At 52.8% G+C, this 21801-nt stretch carries 21 protein-coding genes; 8 read left to right on the forward strand and 13 right to left on the reverse strand.

Annotated elements, in window-relative coordinates; all coding sequences use genetic code 11:
* The first annotated feature begins 7 nt into the window (after positions 1-7).
* From IB269_RS14375 to IB269_RS14405, 7 genes are all read left to right on the forward strand, one after another.
* Positions 8-790 (forward strand): PP2C family protein-serine/threonine phosphatase, encoded by a 783-nt coding sequence (locus IB269_RS14375; protein ID WP_034348263.1) that lies wholly within the window; start codon positions 8-10, stop codon positions 788-790.
* A gap of 243 nt (positions 791-1033) precedes the next feature.
* The gene (locus IB269_RS14380) at positions 1034-1744 is read left to right on the forward strand and encodes an FHA domain-containing protein (RefSeq protein ID WP_013804584.1); all 711 of its coding nucleotides are present in this window, start codon (positions 1034-1036) and stop codon (positions 1742-1744) included.
* Between the two features lie 223 nt (positions 1745-1967).
* The gene (locus IB269_RS14385) at positions 1968-2402 is read left to right on the forward strand and encodes a pilin (RefSeq protein ID WP_192367436.1); all 435 of its coding nucleotides are present in this window, start codon (positions 1968-1970) and stop codon (positions 2400-2402) included.
* A gap of 93 nt (positions 2403-2495) precedes the next feature.
* Positions 2496-2918: a pilin gene (locus tag IB269_RS14390; protein WP_192367437.1), complete on the forward strand. Its 423-nt coding sequence runs from the start codon at positions 2496-2498 to the stop codon at positions 2916-2918.
* Positions 2919-2962: 44 nt separating this feature from the next.
* Positions 2963-4996: a hypothetical protein gene (locus IB269_RS14395; protein ID WP_192367438.1), complete on the forward strand. Its 2034-nt coding sequence runs from the start codon at positions 2963-2965 to the stop codon at positions 4994-4996.
* The gene (locus tag IB269_RS14400; RefSeq protein ID WP_192367439.1) at positions 4993-5874 is read left to right on the forward strand and encodes a glycosyltransferase family 2 protein; all 882 of its coding nucleotides are present in this window, start codon (positions 4993-4995) and stop codon (positions 5872-5874) included. Before IB269_RS14395 ends, IB269_RS14400 begins: the two co-directional genes overlap by 4 nt.
* Before the next feature lie 38 nt (positions 5875-5912).
* Positions 5913-6962: a glycosyltransferase family 2 protein gene (locus IB269_RS14405; protein ID WP_192367440.1), complete on the forward strand. Its 1050-nt coding sequence runs from the start codon at positions 5913-5915 to the stop codon at positions 6960-6962.
* Position 6963: 1 nt separating this feature from the next.
* Here the strand turns inward: IB269_RS14405 and IB269_RS14410 are convergent, their stop codons facing one another.
* The 12 genes from IB269_RS14410 to moaC form a co-directional block, all read right to left on the reverse strand.
* Positions 6964-8448, reverse strand: coding sequence for a lipopolysaccharide biosynthesis protein (locus IB269_RS14410; protein ID WP_192367441.1), 1485 nt, complete (start codon positions 8446-8448; stop codon positions 6964-6966).
* Between the two features lie 17 nt (positions 8449-8465).
* Positions 8466-9149 (reverse strand): cephalosporin hydroxylase family protein, encoded by a 684-nt coding sequence (locus tag IB269_RS14415; protein ID WP_192367442.1) that lies wholly within the window; start codon positions 9147-9149, stop codon positions 8466-8468.
* Between the two features lie 40 nt (positions 9150-9189).
* The gene (locus IB269_RS14420; RefSeq protein ID WP_318652155.1) at positions 9190-10317 is read right to left on the reverse strand and encodes a class I SAM-dependent methyltransferase; all 1128 of its coding nucleotides are present in this window, start codon (positions 10315-10317) and stop codon (positions 9190-9192) included.
* A 28-nt stretch (positions 10318-10345) separates the two neighbouring features.
* Positions 10346-11236 (reverse strand): NAD-dependent epimerase/dehydratase family protein, encoded by an 891-nt coding sequence (locus IB269_RS14425; protein WP_192367444.1) that lies wholly within the window; start codon positions 11234-11236, stop codon positions 10346-10348.
* Entirely contained in the window at positions 11233-12477 is a 1245-nt protein-coding gene (locus IB269_RS14430) for a class I SAM-dependent methyltransferase (protein WP_192367545.1), read from the reverse strand. Before IB269_RS14430 ends, IB269_RS14425 begins: the two co-directional genes overlap by 4 nt.
* 2 nt (positions 12478-12479) lie before the next feature.
* On the reverse strand, positions 12480-13046 hold the full coding sequence (locus tag IB269_RS14435; protein WP_192367445.1) for a dTDP-4-dehydrorhamnose 3,5-epimerase family protein: 567 nt from the start codon (positions 13044-13046) through the stop codon (positions 12480-12482).
* Positions 13043-14134 carry a CDP-glucose 4,6-dehydratase gene (rfbG, locus tag IB269_RS14440; protein ID WP_225614101.1) on the reverse strand — a complete coding sequence of 364 codons (1092 nt, stop codon included), beginning with the start codon at positions 14132-14134 and terminating at the stop codon, positions 13043-13045. Before rfbG ends, IB269_RS14435 begins: the two co-directional genes overlap by 4 nt.
* The gene (gene rfbF / locus IB269_RS14445; RefSeq protein ID WP_192367446.1) at positions 14116-14886 is read right to left on the reverse strand and encodes a glucose-1-phosphate cytidylyltransferase; all 771 of its coding nucleotides are present in this window, start codon (positions 14884-14886) and stop codon (positions 14116-14118) included. The genes rfbG and rfbF overlap by 19 nt, the downstream gene beginning before the upstream one ends.
* A 13-nt stretch (positions 14887-14899) precedes the next feature.
* Complete coding sequence (locus tag IB269_RS14450; RefSeq protein ID WP_192367447.1) at positions 14900-15916, reverse strand: glycosyltransferase family 4 protein; 1017 nt, start codon at positions 15914-15916, stop codon at positions 14900-14902.
* A 195-nt stretch (positions 15917-16111) separates the two neighbouring features.
* Positions 16112-17323 (reverse strand): glycosyltransferase family 4 protein, encoded by a 1212-nt coding sequence (locus IB269_RS14455; protein ID WP_192367448.1) that lies wholly within the window; start codon positions 17321-17323, stop codon positions 16112-16114.
* Between the two features lie 378 nt (positions 17324-17701).
* A complete protein-coding gene (locus IB269_RS14460; protein WP_318652156.1) occupies positions 17702-19060 on the reverse strand; it encodes a nucleotide sugar dehydrogenase in 1359 nt (452 codons plus the stop codon).
* 76 nt (positions 19061-19136) lie between these two features.
* On the reverse strand, positions 19137-19613 hold the full coding sequence (gene moaC / locus IB269_RS14465) for a cyclic pyranopterin monophosphate synthase MoaC (RefSeq protein WP_192367450.1): 477 nt from the start codon (positions 19611-19613) through the stop codon (positions 19137-19139).
* Positions 19614-19765: 152 nt separating this feature from the next.
* On the opposite strand from moaC, the gene IB269_RS14470 reads away from it, so the two are divergent.
* Entirely contained in the window at positions 19766-21391 is a 1626-nt protein-coding gene (locus tag IB269_RS14470; RefSeq protein WP_063327520.1) for a M48 family metalloprotease, read from the forward strand.
* Here IB269_RS14470 and IB269_RS14475 read toward each other — a convergent pair.
* On the reverse strand, positions 21365-21712 hold the full coding sequence (locus tag IB269_RS14475; RefSeq protein WP_012202791.1) for a phage holin family protein: 348 nt from the start codon (positions 21710-21712) through the stop codon (positions 21365-21367). The genes IB269_RS14470 and IB269_RS14475 overlap by 27 nt on opposite strands.
* Positions 21713-21801: the final 89 nt, after the last annotated feature.

Genomic DNA, 21801 nt, shown 5'->3' on the forward strand with positions numbered 1-21801 from the left:
CTGCGCCATGGTTGCACGCACCGATGTGGGCCGGCGCCGTGACAACAACGAGGATGCGGTCACCATCCACCCCAACGCCCAGCCCTGGCCCATTGCGGTGCTGGCCGATGGCATGGGCGGCTACAACGCCGGCGAAGTCGCCAGCGCCATGGCCATCAGCCTGGTATCCGTGGCACTGCAAAGCGTAACCACCGAGGCGCCGGCAGCCAACACTCCGCAAGCCCGCCAGGAATTGCAGCAGTCACTGGCCAATGCCTTGAACCTGGCCAACGCCGCCATTCTTACGGCTGCCCGGGAAACACCGGGCTGCCGCGGCATGGGCACCACCATCATTGCCGCAGCCCTGCTGCCAGGCCTGCTGATGCTCGCCCACCTTGGCGACTCGCGGGCCTACGGCTGGCGCGAGGGTCAACTGCTGCGCCTGACCCGGGACCACACCTGGCTCCAGGAAGAAATCGACGCAGGCCGCATCCAGGACCACGAAGCCCGGCAATCCGGCCTGGGCCACCTGCTCACTCAGGCCCTGGGCGTCACGCCGGACGTCACGCCCGATTTCAATGAGTGGCCGCTGCAACCCGGCGACCGCATCCTGCTGTGCTCCGACGGCCTCACCGACATGCTCGATGACCAAGCCATCGCCGCCCTGTTCACCCAATCCAGCCCGCTGCCCGTCTTGCTGACCTCGCTGCTCGCCGCCGCCAATGAAGCCGGCGGAAACGACAACATCAGCGCGGCGCTGATCGAGATACAGGCGAGCCCGCCCCCTGCAGCCAGCACTTCCCTCGATTGAGCCCACACAGCGATCGACGGCAGATCCCAACCGATGGACGCGCTTGCCTGCACCGCCCTCGCAGGTTCCAATTGTTAAAAATGATTGCAAATCCAACAATCAGGAAAAGACAATCCATAGTCTGTATCAAATACCATGGCAGACCTCGGCGCGCGCAGGCCGCAGACATAATATTTAGATACACCCCAGCTCCGGATCGCCCAGTGGATGGTGCAAGCCGGGCATAACAAAGGAACTTTGAGCATGCCGACCCTGGTCATCTCCATCGACGGCGCCGTCATCAAGGAAGTGCAGCTGGCCAAGGAGCGCACCACGCTGGGACGCCGCCCCTACAACGACATCGTGATCGACAACCTCGCCGTCAGCGGCGAGCACGCCGTTCTCAGCATCGTCGACGGCACCGTCATCATCGAAGACCTGCGCAGCACCAACGGCACCTATGTCAACGGCCAGCCCATACTGCGCCAGACCCTGAACCACGGCGACCTGCTGGACATCGGCAAGTACAAGATCCGCTTCGTGCAGCAGCAGGTCAGCGCCTCCTCGCGCTCGGCACTGGCGGCCATTGCCGCAGCAGTGGAGGCAACCCGCCCAGCCCCCTTGGCGGAAGACCTGCCATCGCAGTTCAGCACCCAGACCCCCTCAGGCTTCGACCACACCCTGCCGCCTTCGATGGCCGGTCTGGCCACACGCCAGGCTGCCATCCGCATGCTCAACGGCAACGCCGCCGGCCGCGAAGTACCACTGGTCAAAGTCGTCACCACGCTGGGCAAGCCCGGTGTAGCCGTCGCCTCCATCACCCAGAAGCACCACGGCTTCGTGCTGGCCCAGCTGGAAGGCGACTCCCCCAGCCTCAAGCTCAACGGCCAGGAAATCGGCCGCCGTGCCATGCCGCTGCAGCACGGCGACACGGTGGAGCTGGCAGGTACGCAGATGCAGTTCCTGGTGGCGTGAGGGACCAGCTCGATCCCGTCGACAAGCTGTGCATGACGTCTGTAGCAAGCGCCACGATCTCTGACAAAAACGTCACAACAAGTGGATCAATTTGTCAGAGAATGGCATCCAACCGTGTCAGTTGCAACCAAACCATACATAAACTTGGACCTTGGCCCTCTGGATCGACTGGCACGGCTCTTGCTCAATAGAGCATGCAATCAACCCCTATGAGGAGAAGTTCATGAAGCGTTCCATCCAGCAAGGTTTTACCTTGATCGAATTGATGATCGTTGTGGCGATCATCGGCATTTTGGCAGCCGTGGCGCTGCCGGCTTATCAGGATTACACGAAGCGTGCCCGCGTTTCGGAAGCCCTGTCGCTGATGAGCGGCGCCAAGGCCTCGGTGACCGAGTACTACTCTACAAACAACACATGGCCTAGCAACAATGCGTCTGCAGGTTTGGCCCCGATGCGCTCCATCTCTGGGGGCAGCGTGCTCAGCGTCGAGGTTACAGGCAGCAAGATCACTGCCGTGGTTCGGACCAATATTGAATCGGGCAGCAAGAAGGTGGTCCTCAAGGGTACGGCAACGACTGGCGGAGTGACTTGGAGCTGCAAGAACGCCGTTTCCGGCACCGATGTGAACGCCAAATTCCTGCCAAGCGAATGCCGCTAATCTAAAAAATATAAATAGCCACCAGTATAGGTGGCTTGGTTACAAGCCTAGCGCATCGCCCAAAGTGGAGATGCGCTTTTTTTTGAGGCGCAGATGGCTAAAGGCTTCACATTGATAGAGCTGATGATTGTTGTGGCAATCATTGGCGTACTGGCAGCCATTGCGCTACCAAATTACCAGGACTATGCCTCTCGCGCCAGGGTGACAGAGGCGCTCAACCTGATGGCCGGCGCAAAAATCTCGGTAACAGAATACCGACTCATCCGAAATTCATGGCCCTCCAATAATACAGACGTGGGTTTGGCCCAACCCACCTCCATAAAAGGCTCCAGCGTCCAGTCAGTACAGGTCAATGGCAGCGTGATCACGGCGACCATGCGCAGCCTTGCGATTCCTGGCGGAGGAGTGGTTGTTTTGAAGGGAAACAACACGGGAGACTCAATGACCTGGCAATGCAACCCCTCTGCTGGAACGACCGTTCAGACAAGATTTCTTCCATCAGAGTGCCGTCAATAGAAATAAATCTAAAATACCCATACGTGTAGAGCTATTGACTAATAATGGAAATCAACAAATTCTTGCTGAATCACAAGAGAAATCCAGAAGATATAAATGGGCGCTTGCTGGCAGCATGGATGGCAATATTATTTGCCATATTTTTCGCTTATAGCCAAGGGCTTGATGGGTCATTCATATTTGATGACTTTCCAAACATAGTAGACAGTGACCAGCTGGTGCTGAAGAATCTTTCACCAGCAGAATTATGGCGCGCAGCATTTTCAGGAGATGCGGGCCCACTACGACGACCTGTGCCCGTTCTCAGCTTTGCCTTGAATATCTACTTCAGCGGGCTTGATCCATGGTATTTCAAGTTGACCAATATATTTGTGCATCTTTCCTGCACGATTGCCATCGGAATCTTGGTCTCCCGGTTTCTACGAGCCTGGAATTTACAGCAAACCGCCGGATCAGCTTCTGAACCTGGCCATAGGGCATGGGCTTGGGGTGGCTGGCTGGCTGCGTCCATCTGGGGTCTGCATCCACTCAATTTGACCAGCGTGCTCTATGTGGTGCAACGTATGACGAGTCTCGCAGCACTTTTTGGCCTGCTGGCAGTTGCAGGGTACATCGAGGCGCGTTCTCGCAGCGCTTTCACTCCCAACGTTTCAAATACATCGAGATCAGGAATTCATCACTATGCGAGTGCCGTGGTTTTGCTTGTCCTGTCATGCCTGAGCAAGGAAAGTGGGCTTCTTTTTATTCCGTTGATCATTCTATGTGAATTTTTCCTTTTTAAATTCAAAAATCGTGGCTCAAGCATCACAGTGTTCGGCCAATCTCTGCAGCACTGGGCCATTTATGCAGTTATCTTGGTTGCCGTTTGCATTATTATCTGGATCGCTCCAAGAATACTGGATACAACGCGCATTCCATATCGAGATTTTTCTACTCCCGATCGTCTCTTGACGCAGAGCAGAGTACTTGTTTTTTATCTCAGTGAATTTTTCATCCCCCAAATTTCAAAAATGTCTCTGTATCATGATGATATAGAGATATCCCGCTCATTCTGGCAACCGCTGACGACAGCATTGGCGATAAGCTTTGTATCGATCGTAAGTTTGAGTCTATTTAAGTTACGAAAAAATTACCCCATCCTTCTATTCTCTTGGCTCTGGTTTTTGATCAGCCATAGCCTGGAATCCAGCATTTTTCCGCTGGAACTTGTGCATGAGCACAGAAACTATTTCGCGACCGCAGGATTCTGCATCGCCTTCGCATATTTCTCGATTCCATTTTTTGTCAAGGCGGGTAATAAAATATGGATCATCGCACCTACCCTCATTATCCTTCTAGGATCGTCAACTGCAATTCGCGCACTGGAATGGTCATCGCCTCTGGTGTTGGCCACCATGGAAGCATCAAGGCATCCATTATCCATGCGAGCCAACTACCAATTAGGCAGTGAATTAATATTCGCCGCCGACCAAGCAACAGACAAGCGGTCTTTGCTGGCACAAGCCAAATCCGCTTTTGAAGCGGCTGCTGCCTCTCGCAGCGACTCTGTGTCTTCGTATTTCGGTCTGCTTGCGGCGAAATTTGCCTTGGCTAAAGAAGAAGATGCACACGCCGATGTACAGGACATCGTAGACTCACTGATTTTTCGGCTGAAAAACAATCCCGCAGAAGCTGCTATTCCGGCACATATTGCAGCGCTCTCCCACTGCCAGCTGAGCGGTCCGTGCAGCCTCCAGGACATGGATGCCCTCGCACTGATCACGGCCCCTATTGAGAACCCATCCATGTCCCCCTCCGCCAAGGGTGAAGTCCTCAAGATGGCGGCAGAGTATGCCATTGCCCGCGCCAATGACTGGACATTGGCTCAAACCATGGTCGAAGAAGCCCTGAACCACTCAGATGTGCCCAGCACACGTATTGTTTATGCCCAGGTGCTACGCAATAGAGGAGATTTTCAGGGGTCCAGACTACAACTCGAAGTCGCCAAGAGAATGGATGGTTTCGGGCGATACACTTCCGCAATCGAACGGGAAAATCTACTGTTGAAACAATCCACCTCCGAAGAGAAAGCACAATGACAAACCCTGTATCTAAGACTTATCTGGCTCAGGTCAGCATTGTTCTTCCTGCCAAGAATGAAGTGGATGCAGTCGGTCAGACTGTGACCAAGATAAGGCAGCAGTTTCCAGAAATCCAGATTCTGGTCGTGGACGATGGCTCTTCGGATGGAACGGCACAAACAGCCATATCTGCAGGGGCGCAGGTAGTCCGGCATCCATACAGCAAGGGTAACGGCGCTGCAATCAAAACTGGAGCTCGTGCGGCAGCAGGAGAAATCATTGTATTCATGGACGCCGATGGACAGCACGATCCAGCGGATATTCCGCGTTTGCTTGAAAAAATACACCAAGGCCATGACATGGTGGTTGGCGCTCGTCAAAAAGGCTCTCAGGCAAGCGTTGGGCGAGGACTTGCAAATGGTTTTTACAACCGTCTTGCAAGCTGGATGACGGGGCATCCAATCGCCGACCTGACATCCGGATTTCGTGCAGTAAGGACCGCCAAGTTCCGCGAATTCCTGTATCTCCTACCCAACGGCTTCTCATATCCCACAACATCCACAATGGCATTCTTCCGGGCAGGCTATTCTGTAGCCTATTTGCCGATACATGCATCACAGCGTATAGGTAAAAGTCATATTCACTTACTGAAGGATGGAACCAGATTTCTCTTGATTATTTTCAAGATAGGAACGTTATTTTCACCTCTTAAAATATTTGCCCCAATCGCGTCAATCATGTTTATTTTGGCATCTGGCTGGTATCTATACACTTACTTGAGTGGCAATCGATTCACCAATATGAGTGCACTGCTCTATTCTGGAAGTGTACTGATATTTCTGCTCGGCCTCATCTCGGAGCAAATCACCGCTCTCATGTACAAAGACGGCAAGTGACCACAATACCGCATGACTGTCAGAGTCCAGGAGCCTACGTGGAAAACAAGCCCTCAATTCCGCAAATAACCACGGTCATACCCACCTATAAAAGACCAAGTAAGCTCAAACGCGCCATCGTCAGTGCGGCCCAGCAACTGGGCATCTCTACCAAGGTAGCTGTCTTCGACAATCACTCCTTGGATGAAACAGAGGATGTAGTGAATGAACTTCAAAAGACATATTCTCAAATAATTTATCATTGCCACCCCGAGAATATAGGAGCCCTGGGAAATTTCATCCATGGAGTCGGCACAGTCGATACTCCATTCTTCTCCATTCTTTCTGATGACGACTATCTTCTACCGGACTTCTACCGGCGAGCCATAGATGACTTGAACGATCATCCAGAGGCGATGTTTTGGGTGGGTTTGGGATTGCACTTTGATGAATCGAAAAACATCATTGATGCCAGGGTTCAACGCTGGCCCAAAGAAGGCATTTATACACCCCCAGAGGCTGCCTATTGCATTGCTGGCGGATTACTTCCTGTATGGACAAGCATTGTTTTTCGCCGAGAAATCCTGGATGACACAGGATTCATAGATACGAGCATGCTGGGCGTAATGGACTATGAGTTTTTATTAAGGATTTCCCTTCGATACCCACTGATCCTAAGGAAGCATCCTAGCGCCGCTTTCTTCATATCTCAAGATACATATAGTGGCTCTCAGCCACTTTCCTCATTTTGGCCTGGGTGGAAAAAAATGTTCAAAAAACTGGAATGTTATTCCGAAACATCTAAAATACACCACGATAACCTATCAAGAATGCTCAGGCATAGCGGTGAAAGAATGCTTTTCCGCCGAGGAGTCAATGCAATTGTACATAGACGGTATGATTTTGCGAAAGATGCATCCACGGCACTCAAGGAGGATTGTGGAAAGCTCCTTACCTCGTCCATGCTCAGTGCAGCGACAATCATCTGCGAGCATTCCAATTTTGCACACAAAATATTTTCGTTCATCTACCGAAATCTCGAAAAACGACTGATCAATTCAAGGCGTCATCTGCAGGATGATTTTGGCCATCTCCTGGATAAATTATGAGTCAACTATTTGTCGACCACTTAAGCCATAAAAAATAGAGACCTCCTACAGAGAGCAGGCTGACAAAAATAATTGCCGGCAATGCAACCGGATCGCCCACTAATTGCGCAAGTAATGGAAATATCATCCCAATGGAGCATACAACTACCACTGAAAATATACTTGGCAAAATGATATCCGCAACATACCATTTCATCATCTCTCCTTTCAGTATTTTCCTATGCATCAGAAAAATACCCAGGCTGACATAGGTCAAGTTCAGCAGAGGCCACGCACATGCCGCACCCAGCGCGCCATATCTATCCGCCAAGTACCAGATCATTGGTACCAGCCAAATAATCGAAAACACATTGAGCAATAGCGATAGTCTGGTGCATCCATAAGCCAGCTGTATAGCATATGGGAGATTCATGATCCCATTCAAGGCGGAGCCGATCACTAAAAGTACAAAGACTTGTGCATTGCTTGCTGCAAAAAATCCGTCCCCCGTCCAAAGCTTCAATATGCCTTCCGCGTAGAGAACCATGATGGCAGCCAAAGCGGAAACACTCACCGCCAGAACTCTATTGCTTCTATGGTATAGGCCTATTAAATCCTCAATATTTCCTTGTGCCACAAGGCGGCTGTAGCGAGGATAAAGTGCGGAGAAGAAGGGCGTGAACACACGCGACAATGCTCCAGCAGCCGTTGCTACCAGAAAGTAGTGCCCAAATGCATCCAATGGTAGAATACGCGCCAGTACAATGCGATCAGTCTGGGCCAAAACAAACGACACGCATGCAATTCCGAGTATACCCAGTGCAAAGTGCCTTATACTGAAAGCAATGTCACGTTGAAATCGCGCATGCCGAACAGGGATCGGCAGTTTATAAAAAAATATGGCTCGCGCGGCTAACGTTTGAAGAGCGGCAATGAGTACTTGCCACCATGCAAAAGTTTCTATGCTTGAATCCGTGAATATCAACAAAGGTATCACGACTATCCAACGCAGCGAACTAAAGACTATCTGTATAATATTCTGTGATATTTGGCGTTCAAGCCCCGCTAAGCCTCCTGCATAAAATGAAGAAGGCCATTGCAGAGCAATGGCCAATGCCAATATCGAAATAGCATAAGATACTTCGCTTTGGCTCATATTTACAGGCTTGAGCCAATATGTGGAAATCAGATGACCGATGAGTGGCGCCGCCATCAAGGTCAGCACGCACAACGGAAGAAACAGGCACTCCAATGTGCGAACCGTATCGCGTGCAGATTGTGCGGACATTTCAACTGGATCATGCCGCGCCAACTCACGATTCAAGGTGGTGGCCATACCTGCATCCAAGGTATACCAAAGCGCCTGAAGACTGATGTATACACCCACAAGGCCATATGCTTCTCCACCCATCACTCTCAAATAGACTGGCATGAAAAGGACACCAAGAAGCGCTGTCCAGACCTGCCCGACCAGATTTGCAATGATATTGTGATGAAGTTTCGTCACCGGATTCGATTTGAATATTATTTCGTTCTGCGCAAATATCCATCCGGAGCAACCGTGATCCGAATCTTGGACTCGATATCACGGTCAATCTCGAAATTATCATTTTCCTTCAGAAATTCTTGAACAGCAGTCTTGGGATTGTCTCCTACGTCCCAGGGTCTATCCGGAAAGGAACCGGGTTGCAAATCTTCCACAACGGTGTCAAAAACGACGCAATACCCCCCCACACTGACTAGTAGCGCATATGCACGTAACTCAGCCAACACATGAGCGTGAGTATGATTGGAGTCTAACACTACGATAACGCGCTTATCCTTAGCCAGCTCGCGCACTTGATCGACGATATGCTGGTCAATGCTGGACCCCTCTATCATCCGAATACGCTTGAACATACTGTGATTTTCTATCTCAACCCTGTTGTGAGGACGTATATCTATATCTATCCCCAGAACCTCGCCATGCCCTACCAGTTCACACAGCGAAGCATAGTATATCAGTGACCCTCCATGCGCTATTCCCGTTTCTATAATCAAATCAGGTTTCACGCTCCAAATTATTTCTTGCATGGCAAGCATATCCTGGGGGTATTGAATAATTGGTCGTCCCATCCAGGAAAAATTGTAGGAGTATCTATCTTCAATGCTTTTATGCATCCATTCTCTAGAGAGATCCTGCATATCTTTCTCATTCGAATTCATCATCACTCGCCTCTAAAGTAAAAATTTTCCAGAAATACAGATTTTACAAGAACACCAGTTTGGTATCTATACACTCATCTGTCAGAATTCTCTTATTCTCATCCATATAGTTTGGATTCATCACCACGGCATAAGCAACATGGCGGTCCTTGAGCCTTTTAGGACCTACAACGGGATGCCCTGTCCCTGAAATAAAAAAACCCTGTTTAGCAGGATTCAAATCAACGATACAGTCAATCAGTTTCTTTTGAGGGTCAATTAAATTAGCCAACGTAACGCCCTTGGCACCCGCTCCCCATAGCGCTATGGGTCCAGAGCTTTTCATTCGCGTTATTTTCTCCTGGAAATCCAGAATCGAATTCTTCTCCTGAAGTGAAAATTTCCTTGCAAGGTCCACTATCCTCTCAGAGGAATATACCATCGGCATCGATGCTCCTGTGACAGCACCTTCAATCCAAAGATATTGCCCACCGAACACCTTACCAACGCTTTCGACATGAAATCCCACACGTTGGAAAGCCGTCATCAGTGACTTTGCGGTGAACAAGGAACAATGTTCATAAAAAAAGTCCCAAAGCACTCCATTTTCAAGAATCCACTCGACGCATGGCGTTTCGAAGAAGATTTTTGCTCTCGGTGAGCCTGCAAGAGCCTTCCCCACAGATTGCAGCAATTCGACCGGATTTCGCACATGTTCAATCACGTGTCTGCATATGATGACGTCGGCAGCCACGTCCGTGCAATTTTCGTCATAGAAGCATTTGCGGAACCGTATTCGGCCATCTAAGTCAGTATCAGGACCCACATAACTTGGGTCAAATCCATAGCCTTTGTTATTGGCACCAGGATAGTCGATCAGCTTTTTAAGAAATTGCCCTCGACCACAGCCCACTTCAACAATAACCGAATCTCTAACATCATTCTCGTTGACCAACTTTTCGACAATTTCATCCAAGTACGAATTAAAATGCTCGGAGCATGTTTGATTATTATCGTAGCTTGGCCCATAACTCAGCAATTTTTCATCAAAGCTTCGGTTGAAAACAAAGCCACAGGACGCGCAAACGCACATGTCTAAATCTCCTCGAGCACCCATGCGTGCGGATTCACTCGATGGAAAGATGATGTTTTGATGCACGGGAACGTCTGTTCTTTTCAGAAATTCGATCACCTCACTGCTTCCACACAACATGCATCCCTTATTCATTTTCGCCTTGCCTTTCTTTGCATATGTCTCTCAGGCCCTGCTGCAAATCAACCGCGGGATGCCAACCGGTCGCCAACAAACGCCTATTGCAGCCAATGAGCAAGTCAACCGTTGGCAGATCTTTTTCCTGCAAATCGAGCATGCAATCCGGATTCGCATTGAGTATTTTTGCCAACTCGACCACAACATCTTCCAGCGCCACAGGGCTTCCTGAACAAATATTGTATGCTCCTGAAAAATCCCGCCCAAGCAGCGTGACCATTGCACTAGCAACATCAGAGACATGGAGTAAATCCCTGTACGCTTTTGCTTTGATCTCAAAGGCCTCACGCCGCCCTTGGAACACATCAATCAACGAGGGAATAAGACGCTCTGGACTTTCGCCTATACCAAACGGATAAAATATGCGACCCCAGACACATGAAACCCCATATTCAAAGCATATCTTCTCGGCAATTCGCCTCGTGACATCTTTTGCCACTCCATAGGTGGTTGAAGGTTCAAGAGGTGTCGCAGCTTCCCTGCAATAACCAGAACTCCAGTCATACTCTGCACATGTGCCAGAAAAAATTATTTTTTTTCCCCCAGAAACACAAAATGCCTCTACCATCTTGGTAGTAGCATCAACCCATCTCCAGTTTTCTGGCGACGTCCAGAATTTCGAATGTTCGACATACCAAGCCAGATGAATGAAATGGGTTATCTCATTTTCCGAGAATATTTTCTTCCAGTCATTTTCTGCCAACAGATCTACATGATGGAAGCAATCAGCGCCGTCAGGACAGGTGCGCCCCACAGCAATCGTATCTATCCCACGATGCTGCAGCTCACGCAAAACATGCCGGCCAATAAATCCGCTGGCTCCAGTTATCAGAACTCTCATATCGGCATGTTTTCGAGGATTTTCAAAGCAGGCACAGCAACAGCAAAGCGACCACCCCATTCCCGTACATAGTCAAGCTGAGTCAATATTTCATCTTTCAAATTCCAAGGCAGAATGATCACTATATCTGGGCGATCCTCTCGCAATCGCGACTCATCCACAATAGGAATTCGACTGCCAGGCATATAGAAACCTTGCTTTGATGGATTCTTATCGACTACATAGGCCAACATATCTGCGCGCACACCTGCAAAATTCAGCAAGGTATTACCCTTTGCCGCAGCTCCATATGCAACCACCTTCTGACCATTGAATTTTGCTTGCAACAAGAATGTAAGCAATTCATCTTTTATACGAAGAGCTTGGGCCTGGAAATTTCTATAAAAATCCGAGCTACGTATACCTGCCAGATCTTCTCGTTCTTGCACAAAAGAGACTGCAGCTTCCGTTTTGAATGGAGTGGGAGAATCACTTCTCTGCGCGAAAATACGAAGACTGCCGCCATGGGTAAATAGCTCCTGCACGTCAAATATCTGCAGGCCATTTTCCACAAAAATGCGCTGCACTGCAGTGAGCGAAAGATAGGAAAAATGCTCGTGATACAGTGTATCGAACTGAGCTTGTTGGACGAGCTGCAGCACGTGTGGAAATTCAAAAGTTGCGACACCTGCCGGTTTGAGCAATATAGAGAAGCCGGCAACGAAATCATTAATGTCGGGCACATGCGCCAGTACATTGTTGGCGACCATAAGATCAGCTGCATGGCCTTGCCCATGCAACTCTAGAGCCAATTCACGGCCAAAAAAACTTTCCACGACCTGCAGGCCCTTGTCTCGGGCTGCGGCTGCCGTGCTCGCAGTGGGCTCTACCCCAAGACAGGGAATCCCTAGTTCTGCCACATACTGGAGCAGATAGCCGTCGTTGGATGCAATCTCCACCACGTGGCTGGTTTTTTCAAGGCCGAAACGATCGCGCATGGTATTCGCATACCGGCGCGCGTGGTCGAGCCAACTGCTGGAAAAAGAACTGAAGTAAGCATAGTTCGCATCAAACAGTTCATGGGCCTGCGCAAAATCTTCAGTCTGCACAAGCCAGCAGCGTTCGCACACGAGAACACGCAGCGGATACCACCGCTCAGGCTCATGCAAAGCCGCAGTGCTCAGGTAGGCATTGGAAGGAGGTGAGGTCCCCAGGTCAGCCAGAGGAAGGGAAACCAATGCGTCACAATGACGGCAGCGCATGCTCACAATGCAATTCCTTCAAAATCTGCGCCAAGAGGCGGGTGGCTGGCATCTCGGGCCGAACGCTCCCGTACGGGCAACGGCCAAGCAATCGACAGGCGCGGGTCCAGGGCATCGGCCCCAGCCTCGTGTTCAGGAGAATGTGGGACAGAGTGCAGATAGACCAGCTCACTGCCTTGCTCCAGCGCCTGAAAGCCATGTGCAAATCCGGGGGGGATTAACAAAGACACTTGATTAGCGGCGGAAAGACACTCTGCATGCCACTTCAGGAACGTGGGTGAACCGCAGCGCAAGTCCACCACCACATCCCACACAGCCCCGCGCAAGCAGTTCACCAGTTTGGCCTCCACCATGGGAGCGCACTGCCAGTGCATTCCGCGCAACGTTCCAACGTTCTCAGTTTGGGTATGAGTGATCTGAGCGATCGGCCAGGTCCAGCCTGCATGGGCGAGCTCCTGTCCGCAAAACATGCGCGTCAGAAATCCGCGTTCATCTCCACGACGCTCACGCTGGATGCGCATTACTCCCGAAAGAGGCGTAGCCGATACAACAAAGCGCGAGGCGGTCATGGGTAAGAAATGGCATCTGTGGCCATGAATGCTTCGAGATCTGCATCGCATAATGCGCGCGCACATGCTCCCGTACTCAACGCCTTGTACCAGCACATGGTACGCAGTATGGAAGCCTTCAGCTGCCACCGAGGCACAATACCGAGACACTCACGCGCAAGCGCCGTCTCCAATGCCAGAAGACCCGCTTCATGGGGCCCCGAGGTCTCGTCCCCATAAGAGACGGCAGCTGATGGATAGGTACTACGGGCAATCTCCACGACCGCCCGGACAGAGGCTGCATCCTGAGGTGAAGGGCCGAAATTGTAGGCTCCGGCGAGGGCGCCATCGCGCCATAGGACCTGGGCCAGGCAAAGATAGGCGGCCAAAGGCTCGAGTACATGCTGCCATGGTCGCGTGGCCCGGGGCCGTCGGATCATCAATGGCTGCCCCGCCTCCCAGGCACGTACAGCGTCGGGCAATAATCGGTCTGCTGCCCAATCCCCCCCACCAATCACGTTGCCCGCACGAGCGGTGGCAACGGCAATCCCCAGATCCGACAGAAAAGCCTGTCGATAACTGGCAACCACCAATTCTGCAGCCGCTTTGCTTGCACTGTACGGATCATGACCACCCAATGCGTCCTCTTCACGATAGGGATAGGCCCATTCCCGGTTACGGTATACCTTGTCCGTCGTCACCACTACAACAACGCGCACGCCGCCTGAGGTTCGCACGGCTTCAAGTAAATGAACGGAGCCCATGACATTGGTAGCGAATGTATCCACGGGTGCAACGTAACCAGGCCGAACCAAGGCCTGGGCGGCCAGATGGAGCACAATTTCAGGCCGGGCACCGCGTACGACATCGGCCAAGGCCTGGGCATCGCGGATGTCGCATAAATGGCTCTCTGCCATGCCTTGCTCCACCCCTGCCAGGTTGTAGAGCGCAGGGGTTGTTGCAGCAGGCAGCGATACGCCTGTGACATGGGCACCCAGACGCTGCAGCCACAATGCCAGCCACGCTCCTTTGAAGCCGGTATGACCCGTCAGCAGCACACGCTTGCCACGCCAGAAATCGACGCACGGGATCATCGCCAAGTTTTCCATGGGGGTGCTCCCGTTTCCCAAAGTTGCTCCAGCTTGATCTTGTCACGCAGCGTGTCCATCGGCTGCCAGAAACCGGCATGACGGTAAGCCGATAGCTGGCCTTCCTGGGCGAGGCGCTCCAGTGGCCCTCGTTCCCAGATGTCATCATCGCCGGCAATGTAGTCAAGTACCTGGGGCTCCAGTACAAAGAAGCCGCCATTGACCCATGTGCCATCGCCTTGCGGCTTCTCCGTGAAGCTGGTGATACGCTGCCCATCCAGATCCAGCGCTCCAAAGCGGCCGGGCGGCTGAACGGCACAGACCGTGGCCAACGTGCGGCTGCTGTCATGGAAGGTGATTTGCGCTCTGATGTCGACGTTGGCAACACCATCTCCATAAGTAAAGCAAAACCGCTCCCCCTGCAGATAAGACGCGACGCGCTTGAGGCGCCCACCAGTCTGGGTATGTTCTCCTGTATCCACCAACGTAACGCGCCACGGCTCGGCGTGTCGTGAATGCACTTCCATTCGGTTGTACTCCATGTCGAACGTCACATCCGACATGTGAAGAAAATAGTTGGCAAAATACTCCTTGATCAAGTATCCCTTATATCCACAACAAATCACGAAATCATTGATGCCATGTGAGGCATATATTTTCATGATGTGCCAAAGAACCGGCCGACCTCCAATCTCAATCATGGGTTTTGGACGAACACCTGTTTCTTCGCTTATGCGGGTACCCAGCCCTCCAGCCAAAATTACTGCCTTCATTTAACACCACCTTTTATTTCAAAACCTCTCTGTATAGAGCAATGTATTTATTAAGCATCTTCTGAACAGAAAATTTTTCAACCGCGACTTTTCTCGAGTTTACAGAGAATCTGGAATACATTTCTGATTGCGAGGCAATTTTACGGATACTATCAACAAATCCTTGGATATCGTCCATGGCAGCGAGCAGACCTGTTTCCTCATGTTTCACCAACTCTTTTAGCGATGAGCCACACGCCGCTACTACTGGCAATCCACAGGCCATAGCCTCCAATACAGACAAAGGCAGTCCCTCACTTCGGGAAGGAAACAGCAAGGCATCAGCCTGCTGCATAGCCAATACGACCTCCTTAGCATCGTGGAGACGACCTATATCGTGCATATTGGGACATAGTTGCCTCTTTTCGGACATCGAGGCAAGCCCGCCGGTAAATGCTAATTCATAATCTTCACCCAGAATTCTCATGATGGGTTCCAGCAAATCCACACCCTTGAGCAATTTCCAACTTCCAATGTACAGCAGCCTGAAGGGCCTGCATCCACTTCGCTGCACACCTGGAATGAACAGGGACGTGTCTACACCGTTGTGAATGACATGCATAGGAGACTTCAGCAACGTAGCAACTGCTGCATCCGCAGCAAATCTGCTGACAGCCACCACTTGATTTGCAGCACCCATGTTAGCGCTTTCAATCTTCTCAATCCAATGTCGATGATAAAAGGATCGCAGATTTCCTTTATAACGGACTGCATCAGGATGATGAATGGAATGATGCAATGTCGCAACCACCGGAAGATGCTTCGGAAGAAACCGAGGATGCAACCAAGTATTGACATGAGCAATATTCGCCCAGTCTGGCGGTCGAGGAATCTTTACAGACCAAGGGGCATATTCTGCTCGCAGTGGCAGCCAAGTAATCTCCGCGCGCAAACCATTTTCCCGCAGGCCTTTCGCAAGCACTTCAGTAAATACATCAGTACCCGTTCCTGCACGTACGGTAGGCAGCCAAACAGCGGGCTCTTTCTTCATGATTCTGAAATACGCTCCATGTCGTCAAAACCACACTCTAGGAGGTTATCGATATAAACAGAAAATGCAGTGAAATTTTCAAGCACTTTACATACCCTGAAGGTTACGTCACCCCATGAATCACATCCAGAAATTTCCAAAATGGATTAATAGCCACCATTATTCGCAACATGGCATCACATCTATGACATACTATTAGATGTTATCCATAGCTTTCTTATCTTTCAGACTTACTGATAAATCATCGACTCTCAATGCGGCATTCATTTTTACTCCAAACTCTGTCCACTCAAATTGGCGCGCAAAGCTTATACATCCCTCGCGCCAAGATTTATTTTCGGGGGATCGCCTCAATATATTCAATACTGTCCTTGCCATTCCTTCATAGTCATCAGGCGTCAAAAGTTCACCGGACCGACCTACAGCAACGGCATCTATCACACCTCCGTTGGCGAATGCGACTGTCGGAACCCCATGAGCTGCAGCCTCAATAGCCACCATACCAAAGCCCTCTGGATCATTTGGAATATTTCTTATCGGAAATATATGTAATGAAGCACACTCAAATGCGGTCGCTAACTCCGCCTCACTCACCGAACCTAATAATCGAATATTTTTTTCAACTTTTCCTGCTCGCGCAGTATCCATAATACTCTGCGGCGACTGCAAATCTGCGCCAAGTGCATTTGAAGGCGATTCACCAATAATCACCAAAACTGCATGAGGGTGGGCATACACAATGCCAGGCAAAGAATTTTGAACAAACTCTCTCAATCCTTTCCGGGACGTGAGCCTCCCAACAGAAATCAGCAAACTTTTCCCTTCTAGCCCATACTTCCCCAAGAAGTGCTGCTTTGCTTCCAGAGAAACAGGTTGCGCAGGTAAGCTAACTCCAGGGTATACGGTATGAATTCTATCCTCTGTGACATTTGCAGCAATTGCCAATCTTCGAGTAACAGAGCTATTGACTATAATCGTATCCATACGCCTAATGAATGGAAGCCAAGCGTATTGATAGATGGGATGCTTTACCGTAATATCTAGACCATGAACATAGGCTGTACAACGGGCTTTGGCCACTTTAGCCCCAAAATACGCTGCAGGTGCTGTGAGTCCACTTCCCGCCAAAACCAGGTCGGGCCGCCATTCTTTGGCTATTCGTACTGCATTCGTGGCAGATAAAAACAAAAACTTCCATAATGGATGCAATGCCACTTCTGTGAACGTAACCCCCTTAGGACCTTGAGCCGCAGAGCCTTCGGGCCCGATGATATGCACTTCGGCAAGACGCGAAAGTTCCTCCGCCATATGCCAATTTAACCGTTCCATCCCGCCTACCAGCGGGGGCAAATTGCGAGTAACGACCAGTACGCGTGGGCGACGATTGGAAGAAGACACTGATGACATCTATATTTACCCCTTGGCGACCCCCGCAGCAAGTCTTTTATGTTCAGATTGCTTTTACAAACCACCTAAAGTCTTCGCAACTTTATTTCTAAAATTTTTATTTATCTATTAGATAAGATAATTTTAAATCTGCGCCTTGATTTTATATAAATAATAAAATTCATCATAATCGATAGACCGCTCTACACTCTCGAAACTATCCACAGCTCCGAGCGCCAGCGGTACGCATTTAAAATAAATTGATGCACGTCTTGTCAACCGCGATCTTCATCTCGTGGGACCAGTCCAATGGCGGCACTGAGGTGAATGCTCTCCGGCAGCTTATTCATTTCAGCTGCCTTGGTGCTGCTGAGAGGCGCCATGATCATGCATTTTTCACTAGGCAAGAATAATATTTCTGCTGCTTTTTAAGCGGCCACGTGTATCCACAAATATCTTCGCATTCCTCTCCAGAAGAGAGTAGTCAAACCCATCATGATCTGTGGCCAGCAACACACAGTCATAGCTCGCCACGGATTCCTCATTCAAAGATATAGAACGCAAATCAAAATAGTAGTTACGCTTGATTGGAAACACCGGCACGTGCGGATCACTGTATTCAACATTCGCGCCCTTGGCCTGCAGCAAGTCCATGATCTCCACAGCGGGCGATTCCCTCGTATCGTCAATATTCTTCTTGTAGGCCAGCCCCAGCACCAATATACGGCTCCCTTTGACGGCCTTGCCTCGCTCATTAAGTGCATCGGCGACCTTGCCCACCACCCAGTGCGGCATATAGTGGTTGATTTCACCAGCCAGTTCGATGAAGCGCGTATTTACGCCATATTCACGCGCCTTCCATGTCAGGTAGAAGGGGTCGATGGGAATGCAGTGGCCGCCGAGGCCGGGACCGGGTCGATAGGGAACAAAGCCGAAGGGCTTGGTCGCCGCAGCGTCGATGACTTCATGGATGTTGATGCCCATCTTGTCGGCCACGATCTTCATCTCGTTCACCAAGCCGATGTTGACGCTGCGGTGGATGTTCTCCAGCAGCTTGGTCATTTCAGCCGCCTTGGTACTGCTGACGGGCACCATGGTCTGGATGGCATGTTGGTACAGCGCCATGCCCAGTTCCAGGCAGCTGGCAGTGCACCCTCCGATCACCTTGGGGATGTCCTTGGTGCCGTAATGCAGATTGCCAGGGTCTTCGCGCTCCGGGGAGAACACCAGAGCGCAATTGGAGCCAGGCTCCAGTCCACGGCTGCGCAGGCGCGGTGCCAGCACTTCGTCCGTCGTGCCGGGCCAGGTTGTGCTCTCCAGGCTCAGCAATTGACCTTCGCGCATGTGAGGCAGCGCCGCCTCCACCGTGTTGATGATGAAGCTCAGGTCGGGCTCGCGGTGAATATTCAGGGGCGTGGGTACGCAGATGATCAGGGCATCTATTGCTTCTGTCCGTGCAAAGTCAGTGGTGGCCTCGAATCCCTGTTCCAACGCACGTCTGATCTGCTCGGGAGTGATTCGCTCTATATAGCTGCCGCTTTCGCCCAGCGTACGGACCTTGGCCTCGTCAATATCAAAGCCCACTACCTTGATGCCGACCTCGGCGAAGCGAAGGGCCAGAGGCAAGCCCACATAGCCCAGACCGTAGATACCCACGCGCACGGAGCCATGGGAGATTTTTTCCTTGAGGCGCGTAAGGGCCCCCGGGTTGCCAGCATGCATGGTGTTTCCCTCTGATTTCTTGTCGTTCTCTGTCACGGACATCCCGCGACCTTCCAGCAGTTATTGTGAACCGGCCTTTCTTGCTCTGGTACCGGCAATCGCACGACAGACGCTACTGCGCCACAAAGCTCCCCGTCTTGCCTCCGTGCTTCTCCAGCACCCTGATTCCCTCCATCACCATGCCCTTGTCCACCGCCTTGCACATGTCATAGACCGTGAGCAGGGCCGCCTGCACGGCTGTGAGCGCCTCCATCTCCACCCCGGTCGGACCAACGGTCTCGACGGTGGCAAGACAGCGGACGGACGACGTTTCGGGCAACGGATCAAACTCCACAGCCACCCGCGTCAACGCCAGCGGATGGCACAGCGGTATCAGGTCACTGGTTTTCTTGGCGGCCATGATGCCGGCGATGCGCGCAATGCCCAGTACGTCACCCTTCTTGGCGGTGCCGCTCTGGATGATGGCCAGGGTGGCGGGCTGCATGGTGATGCGGCCTTCGGCGACCGCGATGCGGTGGGTTGCCGGCTTGGCGCCGACGTCGACCATGTGGGCCTGGCCCTGGGCGTCGAAATGGGTGAGGGAAGACATGGCAACTCCAAAAAATGCACTGGCCGGTCTACGGCAGTCCTGACACACTGGTCAGTCCTGCCGTGAACGTTCGGCGAACCGAGGCATCATAGTGGGGTGTTTCACCGCCCCGTGCCGATGCACGGGCCCGGCCCCTTGGTTCTTACCTGCCCATGCGCCCATCACGCCTGAAGACACGTATCGCCGTCGGCCTGCAGTTGCTGGCGGCCTCTCTCACCATCGCAACGCATGCCCCCGCACAGGCCCAGTTGCGCCTGCCCACGCTGGGCGACGGCGCGGCCACGACGACCAGTGACGAGCGGCGGTTGGGTGACCGCATCATCCGCTCGCTGTACCGCGATCCGGACTACATCGACGATGCGGTGCTGCAGGAATATGTGGAAGGCATCTGGCAGCATCTGGTCGATGCGGCACGCACGCGCGGCGAGCTTTCGGATGAGCTGGAAGAGCGCTTTGCCTGGGAGATCCTGCTGGGGCGCGACCGATCGGTCAATGCTTTTGCGCTGCCCGGCGGCTATCTGGGGGTGCACCTTGGCCTGATCGGCGTGGTGAGCACACGCGACGAGCTGGCATCGGTGCTGGCACACGAGCTGAGTCACGTCACCCAGCGCCATATCGCGCGACTCATTGCGCAGCAGGGCAAGCAGACGCCGTTGATGATCGGCTCGATGATTCTGGGCGCCCTGGCCGCCAGCCGCAGCCCCGATGCCGCCATGGCCATGATGATGGGCGGCCAGGCGCTGGCCGTGCAGAACCAGTTGAATTTTTCGCGCGACATGGAGCGCGAGGCCGACCGCATGGGCTACGGGCTGATGGCGCCTGCAGGGTTCGCGCCGCAGGGCTTTGTGACCATGTTCGACAAGCTGCAGCAGGCGAACCGCCTGAATGACAACGGCAGCTGGCCCTATCTGCGCAGCCATCCGCTGACCACGGAACGCATGGCCGACATGCATTCGCGCCTGCCGCGTGGCGTTGCGCCTGCGCCTGCGCCATCCCTGGAGCACGTGATGATGGCCGCACGGGCCCGCGTGCTGTCGCGCCCCGGCGTGGATGTGCTGCGCCAGTGGGCCGAGCAGCCGCGCTCCACCAGCTTTGGCAGCCAAACCCAAACCCAGCAGGTGGCGCAGCTATATGCCGCCACGCTGAGCGCCGTGCAATTGCGTGATTGGGCCGAAGCGCGGGAAATGTCCGGGCGGCTTCAAGTGGCAACCGCCGCAGATGCCGGCGCCCAGCGGCAGGCCAGGCTGCTGCAGGCCGAACTGGAGCTGACGGCCGGCAAGCCCGGCGCCGCGTTGCAGGCGTTGCCACCGCTCTACCTGCCGGCAGCTGCGCCTGCCCAGGCCAATCCCACGGAATCCATCCCCGCCAAGACAACGGAGAGCGGCCCCAGCCTGGCCACCGTCAATGTGGTCGAAAACCGCGCCGTGCGCAGGCCGGAATTGCTGATGCGCACACAGATCCTGCTGCGCGAGCAAGGCGCCGCCAGCATGGCGGGCCCGCTGCAGACCTGGGTGACGGACCACCCGCGTGATGCCAGCGCCTGGCAGTTGCTGGCCCAGGTGCAGCGCGCCCAGGGCCAGGAGTTGCGCGCGCTGCGTGCCGAGGCCGAGGCCCAGGTCGCGCACTACGACTACGCGGCGGCAGTGGACCGTTTCAAGGCCGCGCAGGACCTGGCCCGCAAGGGCGGGCCCAAGGTGGATTTCATTGAAGCCTCCATCGTGGACACGCGGCTGCGTGCCGTGGAGGAGCTGCTAAGGGAACAGGCGCGCGAGAAGTGATTCGATGGCCAGGCCCAGCAGCGAGTAGATGAGCGCGCCCAGCATGGCCGCCCAGAAGCCCGCGACGTGAAAGCCGCTGAGCAGGCCCGAGGCTGCCCAGAACATCAGTCCGTTGACCACGAAGAGAAACAGCCCGACCGTCACGATGGTCACGGGCAGCGTCAGCACCACGAGGATGGGGCGCAGCACCGCATTGAGCAGGCCGATGACCAGCGCCGCGATCATGGCCGAGCTGAAGCTGTTGACCTGCACGCCACCGTAAAGATAGGCCACGACCAGCAGGGCACCGGCGCTGAGCAGCCATTTGATCAGGATTTTCATGCGGGCAGCATAGCAGCAGCCGGCAGATCCAGGTTGAGGCGGCGCACTGGAAACCGTGGAGCGGAGAACCCCATGAAAAACGGCATCCC

This window comes from Delftia sp. DLF01 (assembly GCF_014852125.1).
GTDB classification, from domain to species: Bacteria; Pseudomonadota; Gammaproteobacteria; order Burkholderiales; family Burkholderiaceae_C; genus Comamonas; species Comamonas acidovorans.

Bases quoted from the DNA above. Each gene is read 5' to 3' on its own strand.
- IB269_RS14375 (WP_034348263.1), top strand. From the start codon at position 8: ATGGTTGCACGCACCGATGTGGGCCGGCGCCGTGACAACAACGAGGAT.
- IB269_RS14380 (WP_013804584.1), top strand. From the start codon at position 1,034: ATGCCGACCCTGGTCATCTCCATCGACGGCGCCGTCATCAAGGAAGTG.
- IB269_RS14385 (WP_192367436.1), top strand. From the start codon at position 1,968: ATGAAGCGTTCCATCCAGCAAGGTTTTACCTTGATCGAATTGATGATC.
- IB269_RS14390 (WP_192367437.1), top strand. From the start codon at position 2,496: ATGGCTAAAGGCTTCACATTGATAGAGCTGATGATTGTTGTGGCAATC.
- IB269_RS14395 (WP_192367438.1), top strand. From the start codon at position 2,963: ATGGAAATCAACAAATTCTTGCTGAATCACAAGAGAAATCCAGAAGAT.
- IB269_RS14400 (WP_192367439.1), top strand. From the start codon at position 4,993: ATGACAAACCCTGTATCTAAGACTTATCTGGCTCAGGTCAGCATTGTT.
- IB269_RS14415 (WP_192367442.1), bottom strand. From the start codon at position 9,149: ATGATGAATTCGAATGAGAAAGATATGCAGGATCTCTCTAGAGAATGG.
- IB269_RS14425 (WP_192367444.1), bottom strand. From the start codon at position 11,236: ATGAGAGTTCTGATAACTGGAGCCAGCGGATTTATTGGCCGGCATGTT.
- IB269_RS14430 (WP_192367545.1), bottom strand. From the start codon at position 12,477: ATGCGCTGCCGTCATTGTGACGCATTGGTTTCCCTTCCTCTGGCTGAC.
- IB269_RS14435 (WP_192367445.1), bottom strand. From the start codon at position 13,046: ATGACCGCCTCGCGCTTTGTTGTATCGGCTACGCCTCTTTCGGGAGTA.
- rfbG (WP_225614101.1), bottom strand. From the start codon at position 14,134: ATGGAAAACTTGGCGATGATCCCGTGCGTCGATTTCTGGCGTGGCAAG.
- rfbF (WP_192367446.1), bottom strand. From the start codon at position 14,886: ATGAAGGCAGTAATTTTGGCTGGAGGGCTGGGTACCCGCATAAGCGAA.
- IB269_RS14450 (WP_192367447.1), bottom strand. From the start codon at position 15,916: ATGAAGAAAGAGCCCGCTGTTTGGCTGCCTACCGTACGTGCAGGAACG.
- IB269_RS14455 (WP_192367448.1), bottom strand. From the start codon at position 17,323: ATGTCATCAGTGTCTTCTTCCAATCGTCGCCCACGCGTACTGGTCGTT.
- moaC (WP_192367450.1), bottom strand. From the start codon at position 19,613: ATGTCTTCCCTCACCCATTTCGACGCCCAGGGCCAGGCCCACATGGTC.
- IB269_RS14470 (WP_063327520.1), top strand. From the start codon at position 19,766: ATGCGCCCATCACGCCTGAAGACACGTATCGCCGTCGGCCTGCAGTTG.
- IB269_RS14475 (WP_012202791.1), bottom strand. From the start codon at position 21,712: ATGAAAATCCTGATCAAATGGCTGCTCAGCGCCGGTGCCCTGCTGGTC.